Origin of the sequence: Devosia sp. LjRoot3 (genome assembly GCF_964252865.1) — a bacterium.
Lineage (GTDB): Bacteria > Pseudomonadota > Alphaproteobacteria > Rhizobiales > Devosiaceae > Devosia.
In genome coordinates, this window is record NZ_CAXUPK020000001.1 from 1,046,527 (window position 1) to 1,069,466 (window position 22,940).

Below are 22,940 nucleotides of genomic sequence, written 5' to 3' on the forward strand. Positions count from 1 at the left end.
GTTCCGGAGTTCTGCGTGATGACCACGATCGACACCTATGCCGCCTTCACCGCCAAACCCGTCAATCATCGGACGCGACGCGCTGACCAGGACAGTTTTGGGCTGCGCGGCCGGGTCATTGCCGGCAGCATCTTCGCCGTGCTGCTGGTCGTCGGCATCGGCGGCTGGTCGGCCACGGCAAAACTCTCCGGCGCCGTCATCTCGCTCGGCACCGTCCTCGTCGACGATGAGGTCAAGGCTATCCAGCACCTCGATGGCGGCGTCGTGCGCGCCATCGAGGTGCGCGAGGGCGATATTGTCGCAAAGGACGATGTTCTGTTCCGGCTCGATGACGTGCAGATCCGTACCGAGCGCTCGATCCTCCTCGGCCAATTGGCCGAACTGGTCGCCAGGCAGGCCCGGCTCCAGGCCCAGGCAGGGCAGGAGAATGAAATCGACTTCCCCGAACACTACCTCGCCAGCTATCCCGGCGCGGCCCCGATCCTGGCCGGCGAGCAGCAATTGTTCGACAGCACCAGGCTCAACCAGCAATCGCTGCGCTCGCAGCTGGAGCTGCAGGTTGCCCAGTTGCGCGAAGAGATTGCCGGGCTCGACTACCAGAACTCTGCCCTCAGGGACGAACTCGTGCTGGTCCGCGAGGAACGCTCCCGCATGGGCGAACTTGCGGGCAAGGGCCTGATTGAAACCACCAAGCTCAATGCCACCGACCGCGAGCTCGCCCGCATGATGGGTTCCGAAGGCGAGATCGCCGCCGGCATTGCCCGGGCCAATGCCCGCATCAGTGAAATCGAGCTGCAGATCCTTGCCATCGACCAGACCGGCGGCATGGAGGCGCTACGCGAATTGCGCACCGTCGACGCGCGCCTTGCCGAACTCACCGACCGCCTGACCGAAGTCGATGCCCGCCAGGCCCGCACCATCATCCGCTCCCCGGTCAGTGGCACGGTCAACGAGGTCTCCGTCACCACTCTTGGTGGCGTCATCACGCCGGCCGAAAAACTCATGACCATCGTCCCCACCGATGCGGACCTCAAGATCGAGTTCCGCGTCGCCACCAACGACATCGACCAGCTCCGCCTCGGGCAACCCGTCAAACTCCGCTTCTCCGCCTTCAACCAGCGCACCACCCCCGAAATCGCGGGCCTGGTCACCCGCATCTCGGCCGCCGCAACCACCGACCCGCAGTCGGGCCAGAGCTACTATCTCGCCGAGGCCGACCCCACCGATGACCTCGACCAATTGGGCCCCACCGGCCTCGTCCCCGGCATGCCCGTGGAAGTCTTCGTCCAAACCGAAGAACAGGTCGCAATCGCCTACTTCGTTAAACCATTCACAGACCAAATAACCCGTGCATTCAGGGAGGAGTAAATGTCGAGCCAGCCTGCCTCCGCACGGTCACGGTCTCCGACGATCACCCGGCAACCGCCTGCGCCTGGCGCCGCGCCAGCCTCCTCAAGAATCCAGCGGTTTCCACTTCGTCCTCATCTAGCCCCTCGATCTCTGCCAATCGGCCCGAACGGCGAAGTTCGCCCTTTTGCCAGGCCTCGGGAACGGCTGGGTGGATGTAGCTCCGCCGGCAAACGGCCCTGGTATTGCCCAGCTTGGCCGCGACCTGGTCGATGACGGCATTGATGGTGCGGGCCTGGGCCGTCTTGGTCTCGGGCACTTCGGTGGAAGCAAAGAGCCCAAAGGCGCGCACACTGGCCGCCCAGGTGCGAAATGTCTTCGAGGTGAAGCCTGGCCCGGCAAAGGCGGCGATGTAGTCGTTCACATCGCGTGAGGAGATGGCGCAGCGCCCGGCATCGCTTTCATACTGGAACAGATGCTGCCCCGGCATGTCCTGCAGGCTTCTGAGCAGTTTGGCGATCCGCCGATCCGTCAGTTGCAGCCGCCATTCCTTGCCAGACTTGCCCTTGAAGTTGAGCCGCAGCGTTGAACCGGTGATTTCGACATGGCGATTGCGCAGCGTCGTCAGACCAAAGCTCTTGTTCTGGCGGGCATAGGCGGGATTGCCGACACGGATCAAACTATTGTCGAGCAGCCAGACCACCGAGGCGACGACACGCTCATAGCCGAGCGAGCGGCGGCGTAGATCGCTTTCCACCTGCTGTCGTAACGCCGGCAATGCCTTGGCGAAGTCGGTCAGCGTATGAAACTTGGTCGTGCTGCGATGCTCGGTCCAGTCTGCATGATAGCGATACTGTTTGCGGCCCTTCTCATCGCGTCCAGTGGCCTGGATGTGGCCGCCGGCGTCCTTGCAGATCCAGACGCCTGCCCAGGCGGGAGGAATGACGAGCGCGCGGATGCGGGCGAGTTCATGTCTGCTCGGACGGCTCCCTGTCTCGTCGACATACGAAAAGCCGGTACCGCGCCTTTGCCGTCGCCAGCCTGTCTCCTCGTCCGAGGAAAAGGCCAGGGCGGGGCCCATCTCGTCGGCCCGCATCCGGTCCAGAACCTGTCGTGCAACGCGCATCTTTACGTGCTCCTCCGCACCCCGAATGAACGGGGCCGGCAAAGCGTTCCCGACGCGCGTAAAGGTGAAGGCCGGAACGCGCCGCCGCAAGCGGCGTTGACTCGGCGAAAAAGCCGGGACGACCTAATGCGCAGCGGACTTTCATCGCGCTGCATGACGACAAGCCCGGCCAGGGAGGTCAAATGGAAACGCCAGTCACCCTTGATGACGGTGAGGAGGTCGCCGAGCGCCTCGGCGTGCGGCTGACATCGCCCGATCGGGTCGTCTTTCCGGAGCAGGGCATCACCAAGGCGCAATTGGTGGCCTACTACGAAGACGTGGCATCGGTCATGCTGCCGCACATCGAAAACAGGCCGCTTAGCCTTGTGCGCTGCCCGCAGGGCCCCACCAGGCATTGCTTCTTCCAGAGGCACGATACCGGTGGCTTCCCGCCGCAAATGCTCTCCAGGACGATCGCCGAAAAGGATGGCGACAAGCAGGACTATTTCTACATTACCGAACTGGCCGGCCTGATTGCGGGCACGCAGATGAATGCGCTCGAATGGCACATCTGGGGCTCGCGCTTCCCTGATATCGAAAAGCCCGACCGGCTGGTCTTTGACATCGATCCCGATGAAGGGCTCGATTTCTTCGCCATCACCAGCGCCGCGACCGATATTCGTGACCGTTTGGAAGCGCTGGATCTCAAGAGCTATCCTCTGGTCTCAGGCGGCAAGGGCATCCACGTGGTTGTGCCGCTCAAGCCAGACAGGGAATGGCCTGACGCCAAGGCATTCTGCCGCGCTTTCGTGCAGAACATGGCTGAGGATGAGCCGGATCGCTTCACGGCCAACCTCTCCAAGGCGCAGCGCAAGGGCAGGCTGTTCCTTGATTATCTACGCAACGAACGCGGTTCCACCGCCATCTGCCCCTGGTCGTTGCGGTCACGCCAGGGCGCGCCGGTGGCTGTGCCAGTGAGTTGGGACGAAGTGCCGAAACTCAAGCAAGCCAACGGCTTTTCGCTGAAGGCCGCCGCAGCCCGCGCCAAGGACAAGGACGTCTGGGCCGACTACTTCAAGCAAAGGCAGGTGCTGACCGCCAAACTGCTCAAGGCGGTCGGCGCAGAAGAGACCTAAAGCGTCGCCAGTTCCCGATTGGCGAGGCGCTGGCCATAGGCCTGCCTGATCGCCACCTTTTCCTCCAGTGCCGTAATGACCGTCTCGGCAAAGTTGGTGTCGTACATCTGGGAGAGATTGTTGAGCCCGCCCGGAGTGAAGACGTTGATCTCCAGCACCTTGTCCCCGACGATATCGAGCCCCACCAGGAACATGCCGTCCTGAATGAGTTTTGGCCGCACCGTCTCGGCGATCGCGAGCATGGTGTCCGTGACTTCGACCGGCGCCGGTCCGCCCCCGACATGCACGTTCGACCGAATTTCGCCCTTGGCCGGCACACGACGGAAAGCGGCATATTTGCCATCGCGCATCAGCGGCCGGCCGTTCATCATGAAGAACCGCACATCCCCCTCTGTCGCCTCCGGCATATAGGCCTGCGCGATGAGGTAACCCTCGCCGCTCACGGCCTCGAAAATCTGGTTGAGATTGGCGTCCTTGGGCGAAGCGACCTTGAAGACGTTCTTGCCCCCCGACCCCTGCAACGGTTTGACGATCGCGCCCTTCTTCTGGCCATCGATGAAATCGCGGATCTCCTTGATATTCTTGGAGATCAGCGTCGTGGGGCGAACCGAGGCCGGAAAATCCTGGAAGTAGAGCTTGTTCTGCGCCTGGGCCAGCCCGTCGGGGTCGTTGACCACCAGCGTGCCGCGCTGCGCTGCCATCCGCCCGAAGATCACGCCGATATTGGCGGCCCATGGGCGATCATTCGCATCGAGGGACGGATCGTTGCGCAGGAACAGCACATCGATCTCGCTGATGTCGAACATGCGCGTCTCGGCCTTATCGCCGACGAGATCCTTGTGCAGCGTTTCCGTCTTCTTGTAGCTCGATACCGGCAGCGTCCTGCCCCAGACCGAAAGGCTGTCATCGGCCCGCAGCACGAAGTCGGACGGGGTGACGTAGCAGATCTCGTGCCCGCGGCCGAGCGCGGCCAGAGCCAGCGCGGTCGTCGAAAAATTCGGCGTTTCATCTTCGATGGAATTGACGAAAAAGGCGACGCGCATGCCCGGCTCCTAGGCTTGAATGAGGTCAATGGGGGTAAGGCCGGCACGAAGCCGGTCAAGGCGCGCTTCGGCGCCCTTGATGGAAAGAAATTGCGGTTCGATCCGGGCGGGCTTGAGCAACCCGCGCGTGCTCAATTCCTGCATGACGGCAAAGTGGTCGGCGGCGATCTTGCCCAGCCAGAACGGCTCCAGCGAGCCGCCAGCCTGAAGGTGCGCCAGGATTTCCAGCAAGCCACGCAGATAGATGGCGTCCTTGGCGAGGCCTCCGCCGCGATAGACCCGCAACGAGGCGCTGAAAGCGCTGGTGTCGGAAAAACCATGCTCCTTGCTCAGCAGGCGGAATGTCTCGACGAAGCTGGCGCCGTCCAGCATGGCGGCCACCGCCAGCACACGTCCTGCCAGCAATCGCAGGCGCGCGACATTCATGCCACCCGCCAGGAATTCGGCCAGAACAGCCAGTCCTTCCTGCGTCCCCTCATAGCCGGCGAGGCCAGAGCGAAAGAGTCTGAGGCCATGACCTGACCCGTTGAAATAGGTGAGCAGGTGTACACCCACTTCATGGCTGAGCAACGCCTCGACGCGATCCCGGGCCACTCTGGTATTGCGCGAGATCAGCAACCTGCCATTGGAGACCATCAAGCCTGCCGGCAGGTCGTCGCGAATATCGATTTCTGCGGCAAAGCCGCTGGCCTGGCCGGAATAGCGGGAAATCATGGCTTGCGCCCGCTTTTCCACGAAGCGGTAATCGACATTCTCGGCCTCGTTCCTGCCGGCCTTGCGGGCCGTGGCGGCAAGAATATCACCAGCCATTTGCACCAGCCGGGGTTCAACCGACTGATAAAGCGCTCGGCCCAACTCCTTGAACTGTCTGTTATCGCGCAGCGATAACATCGAGAGCTGCAGGTCCAGTTCCTGCTGCTTTTCCCGGTAGAGCCGGGACAGCACGGGATCCTCGAAATGATCGAGCCCGATGGCGAAGAGCGCCTTCTTGGTCGCAGCCACCTCGAAGGTGAGCGGACGATAGAGAAAATGCGGCGCCCGCTCAAAGCCGGCCGCGCTGAATTCGGCCCATGCCGCCTCGGCATTGATCGGCGTAACCGCCAGCAGAAAATCGAAGCTCCCGGCAATGTCGTCGATGGCCCGGTCGGCGCGACCGACCGCATCGATGAAAACGCGCCGGCCCAGAGCCCGGTGGGTGGTGATCGAAATGCCGGTCCCGGCGCGCGCAAACTCGGCCGCGCCCCGCAGGGTTGCATCGACGATATTGGCCGCCAGCCGGTCGCGCAGTTCGGGATAGATGTTCTTTGACTGCGGCGCCCTGTAGATCGGCGCAAAGCGGATGGTCAGCACCCCAAATCGCGTGACCCTTCGCGCAAGCCCCGCGGCCCTGTCTTCGGCCGCCGCCATTCGCTCGATCCGCGGCGAGCGATAGCGGGAATCGACCTTTTGCATGGCGCTGGCAAAGGAGGCCGCCGCGGCCTGTGCCGCCTGGTCCGGCGTATTGGAAACGCTCACCGCGAAGGGTGCGAGATAGGGCGCATCGGCGGCCAGCCGGTCTTCCGCCATTTCCCCAATGTCGATGACCAGAAAGCCGCCAAAACGCTTCTGCATCGCCTTGCCGACGACCGACAGCACCGCAATGGCATCCGTGGCATTCCGGACCAGAAGATAGGCGGCATTCGCCGTCACCGCCTCGCGCGCCGCCGGCTGCGCCTGTCGTCCGATACAGACGGCAATGAACGGCATCGGCCGGTCGACATAAAGCCGGCCCCGTCCGTTGAGATCGAGGCGAATGGGATCCTCGCGCTCAAGGCACTCCTCGAGCTGGGCAATGTCGAGCAGGTCGTTCTTTCCGGTCATCTCCTTGCGTCCAGGGCCGCTTCAAGCACGGGGAGGGAAGACCGGATTGCCTCCCGCAAATCGGCTATGGCAGCCTCGTCCGGCTCGCCCGTCCATTCGTCCATGAAGATCTTCTTGAACTCCACGGCAATGGCGCAGCCTGTTTGCGGAAAATGCTCATGCACGAAGCGGGTCTGCTCTCCCTTGCCGGCAAAAGCGATGTTTTCGCGCACGTCGAGCGAGCGTCCGCCCAGCTTGTGCTGGCGAAGACAATCGATGAACGGGTCGAGCACATGCGCCCAACGCGCCCTGTCCATCGACGACGTGCCGATATTGATGTCTGGCGCCTCGTCCTGCGAGGTCGCAAGCGCCGCCGCGCCGGCCCGACGATGATTGTAGCTGTGCATGTCGAGCAATACGAAGCCGCCGTGTTCGGCCTCGATGTCGGAGAGGATATGGCGCAGCGTGGAATAATAGCTCGCATGCTGCCGCATCAGCGCTTCCACATCCTGCGCCTCCGGCTGATCCCGCCAGACCCTAAGGCCCCAGGACTGATCGGGATGCAGATAGATCGCGCCATCCGGTGCCCGATTGAGATCAAGCTCAAACCGCGACCGGTGCACGACCATGCGGTTCGCCATATCGGCGATGAACTGGGCGGTAAAAGGGTCTTCCTCGCGCAACCGGCCCGCTTCATCGAGAGCCATCCTGGCCTCAAGATGTGGCCAGATCAGATGGCCATCGTGAATGGCGGTGCCAATAAGAGGCGACCGGCCCCGGTGGATCGACCAAAGGGAAGACGGGTCTTTGGGTAGAGAAGTGACGCTTGGCTCCATGGGCACGAAAACGTGTCGGCCCGCCAGGAGGTTCCGTGTGGATACTAGGGCTTGGGTGCGAAGAGGCGATCTCGCGATCCGGCGAGGTGATCCCGCATCAGCCTGCGCGCGGTTTCCACGTCCCCCGCACTGATGGCGTCAAAGACCGCCGTGTGCTCGGTCAGCACATGCCCCAGACCATCATTCGTGCGCCGCAGCGACAGACCATGGAGACGCATGCCCACGGCAATATGCTCTTCCAGCGCCTGCATGGCCGTGACGAAATAGGGATTGGCCGAAGCCTGCGCGATGCTGAGGTGGAACATGAAATCGGCATCGGCGCGGTGCGCCTGCCGGTTGGTGGCATCACGCAGGAGGTTGAGCGCGGTCTTGATCTTCTGCAGGGCCTCGGGCGAGCGGCGTTGCGCCGCCATGGCAGCCGCTTCCGGCTCGATAGTCAGGCGGAAATCATAGCAGTGCTGCAGGTCCGACAGGTTCTCCATCTGGCCAAAGCCAAGTGGCTCGCGAATGCCCTGTTCACGCACGAAACTGCCCGCGCCGCGGCGCGAATAGATCATGCCCTGGTCGCGCAGGCGCTGCAGTGCATCGCGGATCACCGGGCGCGAAACCTGGAACTCCGCGGCCAGCGCATGTTCGGTCGGCAGGCGTTCATCCACCGCATAGGCGCCCGATTTGATGGAGCGCTGGATGCGGTCGAAAACCGTATCAGCAAGATTGCGCCGCCCGGTGAGACTATCCGACATGGCTGTGCACGAGGCTCCCGACGCTGAGATATGGGGCGAATAGGGTGGACAAGGTGTCCGGATCGCCAAACCCGCCCGATTTGGTGACGACAGTCAAGCCTCCCGCCCGGGCAATGGGCAGGCCAGGCAGGGCTTCTCCCAAGAGTTCGAGCACGGCAATGCCAAGTTGCTCGAGAATAACCTGCGCCGTGGCCCCGCCCGAGAGAACGAGCAGCGAGCCAGGAGGCGGGGAGAGGCTCGCAAGGGTCTTGCCGAGAGCGGTAGCCACCGTCTTGCCATCGGCCGGGGATAAACCGGGCACCGCCTGAATAATGGTCAGTCGCGCTGGGCCAACGGCAGAGGTGCCTTGCCCGTTCGGCGCCGGAACATAGGCGATATCCGCAGCGCCAGCGCGCAAGCGGTCGAGCTGTGCCAGCGTAATCGGATCGGTAGAGCCAATGACGCAATAGGCACGACCTTCGGGCCAGAGAATATCGGCCTCGCCGGCATCGGGCGCCATGGCCTTGGCCATCGCCTCGGCAAGACCACGCGCGCCGATTGGCAGGTCAAATCCCTTTTGCAGGGCCTTCTCGATATCAGCCTGATCGGCGATATCGGGCACGATGGCCGTTCCAGCATACCGCCCAAGCCGTTTGGCGACCTCGATAGGCTCCGCGACGCCAAAACCGCCGATCCGGCCATTCTTCATCCAGCGCCCAAAAGCGGGGATGGCCGGCACAACAAGGCTTTGCCCGTGCGGGATCGCATCAAGCTCTGCCTCAATATTGCCCTTGAGCCGCGAGTCCACCTTCTTGAACAGCGCCGTTCCAGTAGGCAGCGCAGCCAGTGCCGCGCGGACTGCGGTCGTAGCGCCTTCAGCCGAGATTTCGCGGCTATCGGTCGAAACACCGACGACACGCGCCCCCGTCGCAATGGCCTGAGGCAAGGCTGCCGGGTTGAGCGCCACAGCCGTCGAAATACCGCGCATCGCAAAGGGCGCTGCTGCGTCCAATGCGCCGGTCAGATCGTCGGCTATGATCGCCCGTTCAAGCATGGCTAAGAACTGCCCGCCTTTGTGCCTGCACGTCAGGATCGGGATCTAGATTGGCGGCCAGCAAGCGCTGCGTATAGGGATGCTGCGGCGCCTCAAAAATCTGCGCCGTCGGCCCGCGCTCAACGATCTCGCCCGATTTCATGACGATGACCGTATCGGCAAAGTCGCGCACCACGCCAAGATCATGCGCGATGAACAGAAACGAGATGCCCAGCCGCTGCCGCAGGCCATCAAGCAGGGCAATCACCTGCGCCTGAATGGAAACGTCGAGCGCCGAAACCGCCTCGTCACAGATGATCAGTTCCGGCTCGAGCGCCAGAGCCCGCGCAATAGCGATACGCTGGCGCTGCCCGCCCGAAAACTGGTGCGGATAGCGGTCGACATGTTCGGCCGAAAGGCCGACCTGTTCGAGCAATTCGATCACCCGCGCCCGGCGCTTGCTGCGGTCGGGCATGAGTTTGTGAATGTCCCAGCCTTCGGCGATCAGCGAAAAGACCGACATACGCGGATTGAGCGACTGGGTCGGGTCCTGAAAAACCATCTGGATCTGCCGGCGCACGCCGAGCAGTTCGCTTCGGCCCATGCTGATCAGGTCGCGCCCCTTCCAGAACGCTTCGCCGCTATCCGCTTCCTCAAGCCGGAGCAGTGTGCGCGCCAGCGTCGATTTCCCCGAGCCGCTTTCGCCAACCACGGCCAGGCTCTGCCCACGCGCCAGCGTCAGCGACACATCCTTCAGCGCATGAAACTTGCCATAGGTCTTGCACAGCTTCTTGGCATCGAGCAGCAGCGGCGCGGCCTCGTCGAGCAATTTGATCTCGCCCTTGCCGGGCGCCGCATCGATCAGCTTCTTGGTGTAGGGGTGCTTGGGGCTATGATAGACGTCGCGAACCGAACCTTCCTCGACGATTTCGCCCTTGTTCATCACCACGACCCGGTCGGCAATCTCGGCGACAACGCCAAGGTCGTGGGTGATCAGCACCAGCGCCATGCCGGTCTCGGCCTGCAATTCCTTGAGCAGCGCCAGCACTTCGGCCTGAATGGTCACGTCGAGCGCAGTGGTCGGCTCGTCGGCGATCAGAATGTCGGGTTTCAGCATCAGCGCCATGGCAATCATCAGGCGCTGCCGCTGGCCGCCGGAAAACTGATGCGGATATTTGTGCATCGCCTTTTCAGGCTCAGGAATGCCGACCCGGATAATCAGCTCCATGGCCCGAGCCCGCGCCATATCGGCGGGGCGGCCATGTGCCGTCATCATTTCGATGATCTGCCAACCGACCGTATAGACGGGATTGAGATGCCCCAGCGGGTCTTGGAAGATCATGGCAATCTTCTTGCCATTCAGCGCCCGGTGCTTCTCGTAGGAGACCTTGAGGAGGTCCTCACCCTCATAGAATATTTCGCCCGAGACGATTTCCGCCGGCGGAATATCGAGCAGGTTCATCACCGCATTGGCCGAGACCGATTTACCCGAGCCGCTTTCGCCCAGGATGGCCAGCGTTTCGCCGCGCCCGATGGACCAGCTCACATTCTTCACCGCATTGACGGTGCCACGGGCGGTGTGGAAGTCGACCGAAAGGTTGCGAACACTCAGAAGGGGCTCAGACATTCTTGGTCTTCCTTGCTTCCAGGCGCCAGCGCTGGGCGGGGTCGAGCGCAATGCGCATCCAGTTCGAGAGCAGGTTCAGCGACAACGCGGTGATCACGATCATCAGGCCCGGCCAGAAGGCCAGCCACCAGGCGGTGTTGAGATAAGGCCGGCCCTGCGCAACCATCAGGCCCCAGGTAATGTCAGGCGGCTGCACGCCAATACCGAGAAAGGACAGCGAAGACTCAGCCAGCATGACGAAGGCGAAATCGAGCGTCGCAATGGTCACCAGCGTCGGCGCCACCACCGGCAGGATGTGCCGCAGGATAATGCGAGCATGGCTCGCCCCCATCACCGTCGCCGCCTGCACGAACATGCGCTCGCGCACTTCCAGAACTTCGGCGCGGGTCGTGCGCAGATAGATCGGAATGCGGGTGATGGCGAGAACGAGGATCATGTTGGGGATCGACGGCCCCAGCACATAGAGCACCACAACCGCGATCAGCAGCGAGGGAAAGGACATGATCACGTCAGCCAGGCGCATGATCACCTGCGACGTCGTCTTGCCCATATACCCAGCCACGAGGCCAAGCCCAGCGCCCACGGTCAGCGCTGCAAGCACCGTCCCGGCCGCGATCAGCATGGTCGAGTGCGCCGCAACGACGAGACGCGCCAGCATCGGGCGGCCGAGAGAGTCGCCGCCAAGGACAAAGGCCCAGCCGCGCTCAAAACTGAAGGGCGGGAAATTGCGGCCGCGCAGGTTCTGGTCCGAAGCAAGCTCGCCAAGCAGGGCAGGGCCCAGAGCCGCAAACAACACGATGACGATCAGCACCACGGCCGAGGTAAAGGCCAGCTTGTCCCGCCAAAGCATGGAGAGCAGAGAGGGGCCCCGCACGTTGTCTTGCGCAGTGGATTTGGCGAGCGACAGGTCTGCCATCATCGCCTCCTAGTTTCGAATTCGCGGATCGAGCAGGCCATAGGCGATGTCGATCAGGATGTTCATGATGAAGATGGCGACGGCCGTGACCATGATGGCCGCCAACACCACGTTGAAGTCGCGCTGGAGGATCGAGTCGATCATCAGCTTGCCGACGCCGGGGAAACCAAAAATGGTCTCGACGATAACAGCGCCATTGAGCAGAGCCGCAGCCTGGTCGCCGATAACAGTGATCACCGGCAGCATGCCATTGCGCAGCGTGTGCACAAAGATCAGCGGCAGGTTCTTTACGCCCTTGGCCCGGGCGGTCTTCACATAGGGTGCGCCCAGCGCCGAGATCATCGACCCGCGCACCACCTGCACCACCAGCCCAAAGGGCCGGATGAACAGCACAGCAATCGGCAGCACCCAGTGCAGTGGCGTACCAACACCGGAAGTGGGCACCCAGCCAAGACCAATGGAGAAGATAACGATCGCAACGATGGCGATCCAGAAATCGGGGGCCGAAGCACCGATCAGTGAGATGATCGACACCAGCCGATCAAAGAACCCGCCGACATTGAAGGCCGCGAGCGAGCCCAGAATGATGGCCGAGGTAACAACAAGGCCCATGGTGATCAGCGCCAGCGGCAGCGTCCAGGCATAGGCTTCGAGCACGACATCGATGGCCGGCCGCGCCTTGCGCAGGCTTTCGCCAAAATCGAGATGCAAGAGGTCCAAGACATAGCGGGCAAACTGCTCGATGAGCGGCAGGTCAAGCCCGTGCAGGGTGCGGAACTGCTGCTTCATTTCTTCGGTGGCGTCGATGGGCAGGAAGAGAACTGCCGGGTCGCCGGTCAAGCGCGAAAGGAAGAACACCAGGATCATCAATCCGAGGAGGGAGAGAAGGCTGGCGATCGCTCGCTGTCCGATCATTTTGGTCATGCCGGTCACCCGAAAAATGCTTGGAATGATGAAGTGCCGGAGAGACCCCGGCACTTCCGAGTTTGGACCCTGAACAGGTCTTACTTGAAGCCGATTTCGCTCAGCTGCAGCTGCTGATTGGTTGCGATGGTCGGGGTAAAGTCGAGACGCTCGCTGACACGGCTGAGGCCAACCATGTGGAACAGCAGGACGTCGGCCACGACTTCATCGTGGATATAGGCGAAGAGCTCGGACCAGAGGGCGGCGCGTTCGTCGCCGGTCGCAGCCGAGGCGCGGGCGATCAGGTCGTCAACCTTGGGATCGTTGACGCCAGACTGGGTGCCTTCGCTCGCATACTTGAAGAACATCGAGAATACCGGATCGCCGCGGCTATTGTCGTGCTGGGCAAGAACCAGGCGGGTGCCTTCGCTTTCGGGATACGGCTTGGAGTAATACTGCTCGTGCTCGGCGACTTCCACCATGCGCAGCGAGGCATTGAAGCCCACTTCGGTCAGCATATCGGTCAGCGCCTCGGCCACTTCCGTTACGTTCGGGAAGTTTTCGGTACGAGCAATGATCTCGATGGGCAGGCTCGTATCGACACCCTCAGCCTTGGCTTCTTCGAGCCATGCCTTTGCCTGGTCCGGATCATAGGCCGGCGGGGTCAGGTTCGGGTTCCAGCCGAGCGTGGTCGGCGGCACCATGGCCACAGCCAGCTCGGTGCCTTCGGGCAGAACCGTACCGATAAAGGCTTCGCGGTCGATTGCGGCGTTCAGCGCCTTGCGAACGCGGATGTCGGTCGTCGGGGCGTCCTGGCTGTCGATACGCAGATAGACGGTTTCCGAATTGAGGTAGCTGAAGTCGGTGGCCGGGTTGTTGGCAACTTCGGCGGTGATCTGCGGCGCGATATCGGCTTCACCGGCTTCCACCATGGCGGCACGAACGGCCGGCTCGGAGCGGAACACATAGGTGGCCTTGGTCACGGCCGGGGCTTCACCCCAATAGTCGTCGCGGCGCTCCAGCACGATCTGCTGGCCGGCGGTCCATTCGGTCAGCTTGTAGGGGCCGGTGCCGATCGGGTCACGGACGAATTCCATCGGCGTTTCCGAGGGAACGATGGTGACAAGGCTCATCAGCAGCGGCAGCACCGGCTGGGCCGGTTCGGCCTTGATGTCGATGGTCAGGTCATCGACCACGGTGAAGGTAAGCGCGGTGTCAGCGAAGTAGCGCTTGCTCTCGCAAGTGATCTGGTCCGAGAAAACGCGGTCGAACGAGTGCTTGACGTCGGCGGCGTCAAAAGCCGAGCCATCCGAGAACTTTACGTCCGGACGCAGCTTGAACTGCCAGGTGCCGTCGCCCTTGTCTTCCCAGCTTTCAGCCAGGCGCGAGGTCAGGCCCTTGTCGCCGCGCACGTCGAGTTCGGTCAGCGTTTCGCTGATGTTCTGCAGCACAACGCGGCCAATGTTGGAGCGCGTGGCCATACAGGGTTCAACGAGATCGAGTTCTTCGCTCAAAACCACGGTGATGTCGGTGTCGGCCTGCGCCAGGGCAGGTGCAATGGTCGTGGACGCCAGCAGGGCGCCGACCAGAATCGGCTTTAGCAACAATGTAACCTCCCATCGCAGCTAGACGGTGCCATGAGCGGCGCTGCGGATGCGCTCATGCAAATTCCTCCGGGGACGGACAGGGTCCTTCCTTGGGCAGGGACTATTTCCATTCGATCATTAGTTGTCAAACCAAAAATGATCGAGATTACAAATCTGGCCGCAGTGTCGATTTAACACATTGAAAATACAATATAAAAAATGAAGCCGTGTTGTCTGGTGTTGTGAAATGGACCAAACATGAACTTGACAACATGTGTGAATGTGTGGAGTTTGGCGCAACCAAACGAAGGGGAGAGCTATGTCGCCGGAGGAAATTGCGGCCCGTATGGATGGTCGTTTAGTGGCAGGCGCCGATGGGCGGGTAGAGGCATATTTGCCCTCGCCCATGGTGCAGAATCATGCCGCTTTCATTGAACGTCTGGACGACGGCACGCTCGCCTGCCTCTGGTTCGGCGGTACGCTCGAAGGCAAGTCGGATATCTCCATCTATGCCACGACGCTGAAATCAGGCGCCGCGAGCTGGGGCCCGTCCGTACGCCTCAGCCATGATCCCGATCGCTCCGAACAGAACCCGGTTCTCTGGCGCAACGGTCTCGGCCAGTGGCAGCTCTTTCACACGGCCCAGCCCTCGGGCAATCAGGACGAGTGCCTGTTGCGCGCCCGCACCATTTCCGTCTCCGGCGGCACCCTTGCTGGCGATGAGCCGCGCACGATCGACCTGCCGCTCGGCAGCTTCATTCGTGGCCGCTTCATCAAGCGCAATGATGGCGCCTGGATGATGCCGATTTTCCGTTGCATCTCCCGTCCCGGCCAGCGCTGGAATGGCAGCCACGATACGGCCGCGGTGGCGATCAGCCATGACGAAGGCCAGACCTGGACCATGTCCGAGGTTCCCGGCTCGATCGGTTCGGTCCACATGACCATCGTGCCGCTCGATGGCGATCATTTCGTCGCCTTCTACCGTCGCCGCCAGTCCGATTTCGTCCATCGCTCGGAAAGCCTCGATGGCGGTCTCACCTGGTCCGCGCCCGCGCCGACCGATGTGCCCAACAACAATTCCTCGATCAACGTTATCCGCCTCGCCGATGGGCGTCTGGCCATGCTCTGCAACCCGACCTCGGCCGCAACCTCGTCCGATCGCCGTGTATCGCTCTATGATGAAATCGAAGAGGGCGATGATCGCCCCGACGCCTCCGGCGGCTGTGCGCCGATCTGGGGCGTGCCCCGCGCGCCGATGACGCTTTTCGTATCGAGCGACGGCGGCAAGACCTGGCCGCTGCGCCGCATCGTGGACGATAGCCCCGGCACCTGCCTTTCCAACAATTCCGTCGACGGGCGGAACAAGGAACTGTCCTATCCCTATCTGCTGGAAGGCGAGGACGGCGCATTGCACGTCGCCTACACCTACTTCCGGCGCGCCATCAAATATGTCCGTCTCCCCGCGGGATGGATCGACGGAGAACACTCGTGAGCGACATCATCGGCATTACCATGGGCGACCCGGCTGGCGTCGGCCCCGAGATCTCGGTGAAAGCCGTGGCGGAAATGTCCGCCGACGAACGCGCCCGTACCCGCATCTATGGCAATCGCGAAACCCTCGAAAAAGCCCGCGACGCCGTCGGCGCCACGCTCGATCTCGACGCTGTGGTCGTTGATCTCCCCATCGAAGGCGGTCCGCTTCCCTGGGGCAAGCTCGACCCGCGCGGTGGCGACGCCGCTTTCCGCTTCATCGAAAAGGCGGTCCGCGATGCCGAAGCCGGCAATATCGGCTGCATCGTCACCGCCCCGATCAACAAGGAAGCGCTGAACCTCGCCGGTCATCACTACGACGGCCACACCGGCATGCTCGCCCATCTGACCGGCCAGAAGACGGCATGGATGCTGCTCGGCTCCGAACGGCTCAAGGTCATTCACGTCTCGACCCATGTGTCCCTGAAGACCGCCATCGACCGCGCCACGCCCGAACGCATCCTCGCGACCATTCGCACCGGCAACGAACACCTCAAGCGTATCGGCTACGAGAATCCTCGCATCGCCGTCGCCGGCATCAATCCGCACTGCGGCGAAAGCGGCCTCTTCGGCAATGAAGACGACTTGCAGGTCGTCCCCGCCGTCGCCATGGCCCAGGCCGAAGGTATCAATGTCGTCGGCCCCATCTCGGCCGACACGGTCTATCACCGCGCCTATACCGGCGCCTTCGATCTCGTCGTCGCCCAGTATCACGATCAGGGCCATATCCCGATCAAGCTCGTTGCCTTCGATACCGCCGTCAACGTTTCGCTGGGCCTCCCCATCGACCGCACCTCGGTCGATCACGGCACCGCCTTCGACATTGCCGGCACCGGCAAGGCCAACCACGTCAACATGAAGTCCGCCATCGCCTATGCGCGGCGGTTAGTTTCGGGGAAGAAGTGATGAATCCGGCCACCAAACTCCCTGTCTCCGGCGTCTTCTGCGCCTCCGCGACACCCGTCCTCGAAGACGGCTCGCCCGATCACGCCACCTTCGCCGCGCACTGCAAGGCGCTCATCGAAGAGGGCTGCGATGGCGTGGCGCTTCTCGGCACCACCGGCGAAGCCAATTCCTTCAGCATCGCCCAGCGCCAGCAACTGCTTGAAAATGTCATCGCCTCGGGCATCGACCCGCAGCGCCTTCTCCCCGGCACCTCGCAGACCAACGTTCCCGACAGCATCACACTCGTAAAGCATGCCGTCGAAGCCGGCGTAAAAGCCTGCGTCGTCCTGCCGCCCTTCTATTACAAGGGTGTCAGCGACGAGGGCCTCTTCCGCTTCTACGCCGAACTCATCGAAGGCGTCGGCAGCAATGACCTGCGCGTCATTCTCTACCACATCCCGCCCATCGCCCAGATCGGCATCTCGCTCGAACTGACCGCGCGCCTCCGCGAGACCTTCCCCGGCATCATTGTCGGCGTGAAGGATTCTTCGGGCAAGATCGAAAGCATGCAGGCCTTCGCCTCGGCCTTCCAGGATTTCTCCGTCCTCGCCGGCGCCGACCCCTTCATGCTGCCCCTGCTGCGCTCGGGCGGGGCAGGGTGCATCACCTCCAGCTCCAATCTCATCGGCAAGCACCTGCGCGTCGTCTTCGACAACTGGTTCGACGACAGCCAGAGCGACAAGGTCGATGCCGCCCAGGCCCGCATCAACGCCTGGCGCGATCTCTCCAACGCCTATGTGCAGCTTCCCACCATCAAGGCCATGCTGGCCAAGCGCCGCAACCACGCCGGCTGGACCCGCGTCCGCCCGCCGCTGGTCGACCTGTCTCCGGCCGAGCTCAACACCGTCTGGGCCAAGATGGCTGAGCTGGAGGCGCAAGAAAATGTCTGAACCCATCCTCTCCATGGCGCGGCCGATCACCCTGCTGCAGCCATCGCGTCTCGAAATCGGTGCCGGCGCCGTCTCGCGCCTCGCCGAATGGGCTGATGGTTTTAGCCGCATCTTCGTCGTCGCCATGGCGCCCACCGTCGGCTTCGCCTCGCGCATCGGCCTCAAGGGTACCATCGAAACCTTCGTCGATATCCCGCCCGAACCCGATCTGCCGGCCTTTGAAACCGTCCTCGCCGCCGCCCGTGCCTTCAAGCCCGATCTCGTGATCGGCCTCGGCGGTGGCTCCGTCATGGACGTGGCCAAGCTCGTCGCCGTGCTCTGGGACAGCGAGCAGTCCATTCTCGACGTCGTCGGCGTCAACAAGGTTTTGGGCCGCCGCACCGCGCTCGCCCAGGTCCCCACCACCTCCGGAACGGGCTCCGAGGCGGGCATCCGCTCTCTCGTCACCAATCCCGAAACCCTCGCCAAGCTCGCCATCGAAAGCCGGCACATGCTGGCCGATATCGTGGTGCTCGACCCCGAACTGACCTATTCAGTTCCCGCAGTCGTCACCGCGGCCACCGGCATCGACGCACTCGCGCATTGCGTGGAATCCTTCACCAACATCAAGTCGCATCCGCTGATCGACGGTTACGCCACCCTCGGCATCGAGCTGGTGGGGAAATATCTCGCCCGCGCCGTCGCCAACGGTCAGGATACCGAAGCCCGCGCCGGCATGATGCTCGCCTCCTACTATGGCGGCATCTGCCTCGGCCCGGTGAACACCGCCGGCGGCCACGCGCTCGCCTATCCCCTCGGCACCCGCCTGAAGCTTCCGCATGGCCTTGCCAATGCGATCGTCTTCCCTCACGTCCTCGCCTTCAACGCCACGGAGCGACCGGAAAAGACCGCGGCCGTTCTCGCCGCCCTCGGCCTTCCCGCTCATGCGGACGAACGTATCGTCCTCGCCAGTGCGCTCAATTGGTGTCGGGATCTCGGAGTTGAAATGCAGCTCTCGCGCCACGGCGCCAAAGCGGAAGATTTCCCGCTCTGGGCCGAAGAGGCTTTCGCCATCAAGCGCCTGATCGACAACAACCCCCGCCCCCTGGGCGTGCCGGATATTCTCGCGATCTACCAGAACGCCTATTGAAGGTGGCGGCTCGCGCCGCCACCCCCACTTCACTTGAGACTCTCAAAGAAGCTGGCAACTTCCTTGGCCCACACCTGCGGCACTTCCAGCGCCGCGAAGTGCCCGCCGCTGTCGAGCTCCGTCCAGCGCACGATGGTATTGCCACCCTCCGCAAAACGCCGGATCGCCACTTCATCCCGCCCAAACACCGCAACCCCGGTCGGTACGCCCGAATTAGGCTTCGGATTCCAGGCCTCCGGATCATGCGCGTTGTCGTAATAGAGCCGGATCGACGACGCCGCGGTGCCCGTAAACCAATAAACCAGCACATTGGTCAGGAACTTGTCCCTCGCAATCGCGTCTGGACTGTCTCCAAAGCCGGCGAACATATCGCCCAGCCAGGCAATAAGACCCGCCGGCGAGTCCGAAATCCCATAAGCCACCGTCTGCGGCCGGCTCGATTGCAGCGCGTTAAAGCCAAAACGCTCCGCCATGAACTGCTGCAACCGCTGCAGCCGTGTCTTTTCGGCGTCAGTGAACGTGGCGATATCCTCCGGCTCGATCGGCCCCATCGGAATAAAGCCCATGGTGGCGGCATTGACATGCACACCGATCACCCGATCCGGCGCCGCCCGGGCAATAGTGGGCGCAATCACCGCCCCCGCGTCGCCACCCTGCACACCAAAACGCTGATAACCCAGACGCGACATCAGCTCGAGCAGAGCCGCAGCGATACGGCCATCATTCCATCCCGCCTCGCGGGTCGGCCCGGAAAAACCAAAACCGGGCAGGGAGGGAACAACCAGATCGAAGCCCGCCGCCGTGAGCGGCGCAATGACGTCGAGGAATTCGACAAACGAGCCCGGCCAGCCATGCAGCAACAGAAGCGGCATCGCGTCTGCCGTCCCCGCCTTCACATGCAGAAAGTGAATGGTCTGCCCATCGATCTCGGTGATGAACTGCGGATGCTGGTTGATCCCGGCCTCCGCCGCGCGCCAGTCAAAGCCATTGCGCAGGCGGTCGATCATCCCGGTCACAAAGCCGGCGGTTGGTCCGGCACTCCAGCCCGCTCCGGGAGCTTCGCTGGCGAGAATGGTATTGGCCAGCCGCTGCTGCAGGTCGGTCAGCTGGGCTTCCGGAATGGTGATCTTGAAGGGGCGAATATCGGTCATTTGCTGCGTCCTTGCTGGGGTGAAAGTGCATCCTTTCTAGCCAGCGGGCCGTCCGCAGGATTGAAGATTTCCGACAATCTACCGGGTGGCAATCTGCCCAGGCGTCAGGCCCATGATCGCCTTGACCGAGCGGATCATGTGCGGCTGATCCGCATAGCCGAGCGCAAAGGCGACATCGGCCGCCGGGCGCCCCTGCTGCAACAGGCCCAGCGCCTTCTGAGCCCGCTCGATCTGCGTAAAGGCCTTGTAGGTGAGCCCTGTGGTCCTCAGAAAATGCCGCTGCATCGTCCGCTCCGACATGGCCATGGGATGGCCGGACACGACCGACGCAACAAGGCTATTGTCCTCGACAATGCCATTGCCGATCAGCTTGGCAACAAACCTGTCCACGGTCTCAAAGGTCGGTATCTCAAGGACATCGCTGCCCAACGAAAAGCGATCACGGCCGATATTGGACAACACGACCCCCTCGTCGCGCATCCTTTCGCCCGGCATGAGCGACATAAAACTGCTGGGCTTGAAGGCGATCGACAGGATCTCATCACCCGCCGAAAACTGGTGCGTCACCGCCGACGTCGTCAGGCCCGTCCGCAGCACCGTCGTGCCGGCTGCCGATTTCAGGATCGCAAAATCCCAGCAGCCGTCCGGCTGCATCAACGTGCTGCCATGGCTGTTGAATGTGGTGTGCGTCACCGCCTGCACCACCGGCGACGACCAGCCATCGAGTTTTACGACAGTATGCATGCCCGCGTTCGCCCGAGTTGCGTTCGGGCAATCTGACCGGGTTTGGCAATTTGCGCAATCGTCGGCGCGAAAAGGCCGGGCGCTGGCCCGGCCATTCGTTCTGTTTGATTGAGTTACAGCGTCTCTTTCAGCCACGCCATGGTCTTGTCGATCACCTGCCGGCCGATCTCGGGCTCATCGCTGAAGACCCCCAGCATGTGATCTGCCCCAGGAATGACCAGCGCCTCAGTCTTGCCCGCCGCAAGGCCAACATACTGTTCAAAATAGCCGCTCGCCGGATCGCTCTCGCCGGCAATGGTCAGGAATGGTCCCGCATAGCCCGCAAAGCTATCCGCGAGGTCATGCTGCGCAACGCTATCGAGAAATTCCTGCTTGAGGGAAATCACCCGCCAACCGAGATCAAGACTGGCAACGCCCTCGGCCTTGGCCTTGTCATAAAAATCCTGGCCGAGGAATTCGTGGAACTCGGCCTGCAGGTTACCCATCTGGCCCCAGACGACGACCGAAGCGAAATCATCCGGTTCGAGCATGGCAACGGCAGCCCCAAAACTGTAGCCGACGACGCCGATGCGGGCAGCGTCCACGCCATCGACTTCGGCAAGATAGCTGCGGGCCGCCGCTGCGTCGGCAACCAGCCCTTCAAGCGTCGTGTCGGCCATGTCGCCACTGCTTTCGCCATAGCCGCGGAAGTCGATCCGGAGCGAAGCGATACCCTCAGCCGCCAGCGCTTCGGCCTGCATGGCAAAGAGCCCGCCGACTTCGTCGCGCGAACTGCCAAAACCGTGCAGCATCACGACCGCCGGGCCATTGGCGCCGTCCTCCGGCACGGCCAGTGTGCCCACTAGCCCATTGGGAAGATCAACAACCGTCTCGGCGCCCTGCGAGACACCCGCAGCAAGCGCGAAAACGAGCGGAACAACGACGGCCTTGGTGGTGATACGAAGAAACGACATCGACATTCTCCTTGTTGGCATTTCCAGAGGTTGATGCTGTTGTTCTAGCCGTTGGGCGCCGCCCCGGATTGAAGAAATCCGACAACCTTGCGCCGCTACTTAGGTGCCGGTTTTTTCATTTCGGCGCTGAGCACGTCAAAAATCCGCTCGTCGCCCGATTGGGAAACATTGAAGCGGAGATAGCTTTTGGCGTCCTGAGCCAGGCTGAAGGCGTTTCCCGGCGCCAGCACGACATTATGCGCCAATGCTGCACGCGAGATATCCGCGGCATCGAGCCCATCGGGCAATGCGCACCACAGGAACATGCCGGCCTGCGGCTCGATCCAGGGTTCGATCCCCAGACCACGTAGCTTCCCGCCAATGTCGCGCCGCGCCTTCGCCAACCGGCCGCGCAGGCCGTCCAGATGCTTGCGATATCCGCCGTCGCTCAAAACGTTCAGCACCAGTTCGGCATTAAGCCGCCCACCCCCAAAACTGGTGGCAATCTTGAGGTCCGTCAGCCCCTCGATCCATTCCGGCCTTGCCGCAATGAATCCACACCGCGCCGCGGCCGAAAGCGTCTTGGAAAAGCTGCCGATCTGAATAACCCGGTCGAGGCCATCAAAAGCCGCCAGACGCGGGGCGGGGCTGATCTCGAAATCGGCAAAAATGTCGTCTTCGATGACAGTCAGACCATGAAGTTCCGCCAGCTTGAGCACCCGATGCGCCACCACGGGCGACAGCGTCGCACCGGACGGATTGTGAATGCCGGAATTGGTGATGTAGAGCCGGGGCTTGTGCTCGGCGAGCACAGCGGCAAAGGCCTCCGTGTCAGGTCCATTCGGCGTATAGGGCACGCTGACCAGATGCGCCCGATGCGCGCGCAGCAGCGCCTGGAAGTTGAAATAGCACGGGTCGTCGATCAGCACGGTATCGCCCGGCTCCAGCAGGAACCGGCACAAGAGGTCGATGGCCTGGGTGCCGCTTTCCGTCAGCATGATCTGGTCGGGCGCCGCCTCCACCCCGTGGTCCGCGAGGCGCCGGGATATGAGCTGCCGCAGCGCCCGCAGGCCGAGCGGGGTGCCATACTCCGACAGTGCCAGACCATCGCTTCGCGACAGCGTTCGCAATCCGCGACGCATCGCATCCTCGGGGAGCCATGAAGGCGGCAGCCACCCGCATCCAGGCTTCAGCGCGGCATCATTGGCTTCAAGCGACTGCCGCGACACCCAGAAGGGGTCTACCACCCGGTCCAGCTTCGGCCCCACCTCGGATAGCGCGAGCGGCGCCGCGTGGTTGGCAACATAGAAGCCGGCCCCCGGTCGGGATTGTATCGCCCCTTCAGCAACGAGCCGCGCATAGGCCTCCACCACGGTCGATACCGAGACAGCCATGGTCTTGGCGAGGCTACGAACCGAGGGCAGCCGTTCACCGGCGGTGAGGCTGCGCCCGGCAATGCGCTGCCTGATCGCCGCCATAACCATCTCAGTCCGAGAAAGGCTCATCCGTACTGCTCCAGCGAACAT

General features: G+C 62.6%; 20 protein-coding genes. 6 read left to right on the forward strand and 14 right to left on the reverse strand.

Translation table 11 applies throughout. From position 1 onward, the window contains the following. Positions 1-18: 18 nt before the first annotated feature. Positions 19-1,368 (forward strand): HlyD family type I secretion periplasmic adaptor subunit, encoded by a 1,350-nt coding sequence (locus ACSQ2A_RS05010; protein WP_436071324.1) that lies wholly within the window; start codon positions 19-21, stop codon positions 1,366-1,368. Between the two features lie 43 nt (positions 1,369-1,411). On the opposite strand, the gene ACSQ2A_RS05015 is transcribed toward ACSQ2A_RS05010, so the two are convergent. Then, the gene (locus ACSQ2A_RS05015; protein ID WP_436071325.1) at positions 1,412-2,473 is read right to left on the reverse strand and encodes a DNA topoisomerase IB; all 1,062 of its coding nucleotides are present in this window, start codon (positions 2,471-2,473) and stop codon (positions 1,412-1,414) included. Positions 2,474-2,655: 182 nt separating this feature from the next. On the opposite strand from ACSQ2A_RS05015, the gene ligD reads away from it, so the two are divergent. Next, positions 2,656-3,588 (forward strand): non-homologous end-joining DNA ligase, encoded by a 933-nt coding sequence (gene ligD, locus ACSQ2A_RS05020; protein WP_436071326.1) that lies wholly within the window; start codon positions 2,656-2,658, stop codon positions 3,586-3,588. Here ligD and ACSQ2A_RS05025 read toward each other — a convergent pair. The 9 genes from ACSQ2A_RS05025 to ACSQ2A_RS05065 form a co-directional block, all read right to left on the reverse strand. Continuing rightward, positions 3,585-4,631, reverse strand: coding sequence for a glutathione synthetase (locus tag ACSQ2A_RS05025; RefSeq protein WP_436071327.1), 1,047 nt, complete (start codon positions 4,629-4,631; stop codon positions 3,585-3,587). The two genes, ligD and ACSQ2A_RS05025, sit on opposite strands and share 4 nt — an antisense overlap. A gap of 9 nt (positions 4,632-4,640) precedes the next feature. Next, positions 4,641-6,491 carry a flavohemoglobin expression-modulating QEGLA motif protein gene (locus ACSQ2A_RS05030; protein WP_436071328.1) on the reverse strand — a complete coding sequence of 617 codons (1,851 nt, stop codon included), beginning with the start codon at positions 6,489-6,491 and terminating at the stop codon, positions 4,641-4,643. After that, positions 6,488-7,306 (reverse strand): N-formylglutamate amidohydrolase, encoded by an 819-nt coding sequence (locus ACSQ2A_RS05035; protein WP_436071634.1) that lies wholly within the window; start codon positions 7,304-7,306, stop codon positions 6,488-6,490. Before ACSQ2A_RS05035 ends, ACSQ2A_RS05030 begins: the two co-directional genes overlap by 4 nt. A 44-nt stretch (positions 7,307-7,350) precedes the next feature. Beyond that, positions 7,351-8,049, reverse strand: coding sequence for a FadR/GntR family transcriptional regulator (locus tag ACSQ2A_RS05040; RefSeq protein ID WP_436071329.1), 699 nt, complete (start codon positions 8,047-8,049; stop codon positions 7,351-7,353). Further along, positions 8,039-9,082 (reverse strand): four-carbon acid sugar kinase family protein, encoded by a 1,044-nt coding sequence (locus ACSQ2A_RS05045; RefSeq protein ID WP_436071330.1) that lies wholly within the window; start codon positions 9,080-9,082, stop codon positions 8,039-8,041. Before ACSQ2A_RS05045 ends, ACSQ2A_RS05040 begins: the two co-directional genes overlap by 11 nt. Next, positions 9,075-10,688: an ABC transporter ATP-binding protein gene (locus ACSQ2A_RS05050; RefSeq protein ID WP_436071331.1), complete on the reverse strand. Its 1,614-nt coding sequence runs from the start codon at positions 10,686-10,688 to the stop codon at positions 9,075-9,077. Before ACSQ2A_RS05050 ends, ACSQ2A_RS05045 begins: the two co-directional genes overlap by 8 nt. Continuing rightward, the gene (locus tag ACSQ2A_RS05055; RefSeq protein ID WP_436071332.1) at positions 10,681-11,604 is read right to left on the reverse strand and encodes an ABC transporter permease; all 924 of its coding nucleotides are present in this window, start codon (positions 11,602-11,604) and stop codon (positions 10,681-10,683) included. Before ACSQ2A_RS05055 ends, ACSQ2A_RS05050 begins: the two co-directional genes overlap by 8 nt. Positions 11,605-11,613: 9 nt before the next feature. After that, positions 11,614-12,528 carry an ABC transporter permease gene (locus ACSQ2A_RS05060; protein ID WP_436071333.1) on the reverse strand — a complete coding sequence of 305 codons (915 nt, stop codon included), beginning with the start codon at positions 12,526-12,528 and terminating at the stop codon, positions 11,614-11,616. 80 nt (positions 12,529-12,608) lie between these two features. Beyond that, a complete protein-coding gene (locus ACSQ2A_RS05065; RefSeq protein ID WP_295410589.1) occupies positions 12,609-14,111 on the reverse strand; it encodes an ABC transporter substrate-binding protein in 1,503 nt (500 codons plus the stop codon). Between the two features lie 301 nt (positions 14,112-14,412). Between ACSQ2A_RS05065 and ACSQ2A_RS05070 the strand changes: the two genes are divergently transcribed. The 4 genes from ACSQ2A_RS05070 to ACSQ2A_RS05085 are packed head-to-tail and all read left to right on the forward strand — an operon-like array spanning position 14,413 to position 18,587. Further along, complete coding sequence (locus tag ACSQ2A_RS05070) at positions 14,413-15,585, forward strand: sialidase family protein (RefSeq protein WP_436071334.1); 1,173 nt, start codon at positions 14,413-14,415, stop codon at positions 15,583-15,585. Then, the gene (gene pdxA / locus ACSQ2A_RS05075; RefSeq protein ID WP_436071335.1) at positions 15,582-16,529 is read left to right on the forward strand and encodes a 4-hydroxythreonine-4-phosphate dehydrogenase PdxA; all 948 of its coding nucleotides are present in this window, start codon (positions 15,582-15,584) and stop codon (positions 16,527-16,529) included. The genes ACSQ2A_RS05070 and pdxA overlap by 4 nt, the downstream gene beginning before the upstream one ends. After that, complete coding sequence (locus ACSQ2A_RS05080; protein WP_436071336.1) at positions 16,529-17,458, forward strand: dihydrodipicolinate synthase family protein; 930 nt, start codon at positions 16,529-16,531, stop codon at positions 17,456-17,458. Before pdxA ends, ACSQ2A_RS05080 begins: the two co-directional genes overlap by 1 nt. Further along, positions 17,451-18,587 (forward strand): iron-containing alcohol dehydrogenase, encoded by a 1,137-nt coding sequence (locus ACSQ2A_RS05085; protein ID WP_436071337.1) that lies wholly within the window; start codon positions 17,451-17,453, stop codon positions 18,585-18,587. The genes ACSQ2A_RS05080 and ACSQ2A_RS05085 overlap by 8 nt, the downstream gene beginning before the upstream one ends. Positions 18,588-18,616: 29 nt before the next feature. Here the strand turns inward: ACSQ2A_RS05085 and ACSQ2A_RS05090 are convergent, their stop codons facing one another. The 4 genes from ACSQ2A_RS05090 to ACSQ2A_RS05105 all read right to left on the reverse strand — a co-directional run bounded on the left by ACSQ2A_RS05090 (position 18,617) and on the right by ACSQ2A_RS05105 (position 22,940). After that, entirely contained in the window at positions 18,617-19,738 is a 1,122-nt protein-coding gene (locus ACSQ2A_RS05090; RefSeq protein WP_436071338.1) for an epoxide hydrolase family protein, read from the reverse strand. 78 nt (positions 19,739-19,816) lie between these two features. Beyond that, positions 19,817-20,482 (reverse strand): helix-turn-helix domain-containing protein, encoded by a 666-nt coding sequence (locus ACSQ2A_RS05095; protein WP_436071339.1) that lies wholly within the window; start codon positions 20,480-20,482, stop codon positions 19,817-19,819. Positions 20,483-20,595: 113 nt separating this feature from the next. Beyond that, complete coding sequence (locus ACSQ2A_RS05100; protein ID WP_436071340.1) at positions 20,596-21,435, reverse strand: alpha/beta hydrolase family protein; 840 nt, start codon at positions 21,433-21,435, stop codon at positions 20,596-20,598. Positions 21,436-21,530: 95 nt separating this feature from the next. Beyond that, the gene (locus ACSQ2A_RS05105; RefSeq protein WP_436071341.1) at positions 21,531-22,940 is read right to left on the reverse strand and encodes a PLP-dependent aminotransferase family protein; all 1,410 of its coding nucleotides are present in this window, start codon (positions 22,938-22,940) and stop codon (positions 21,531-21,533) included.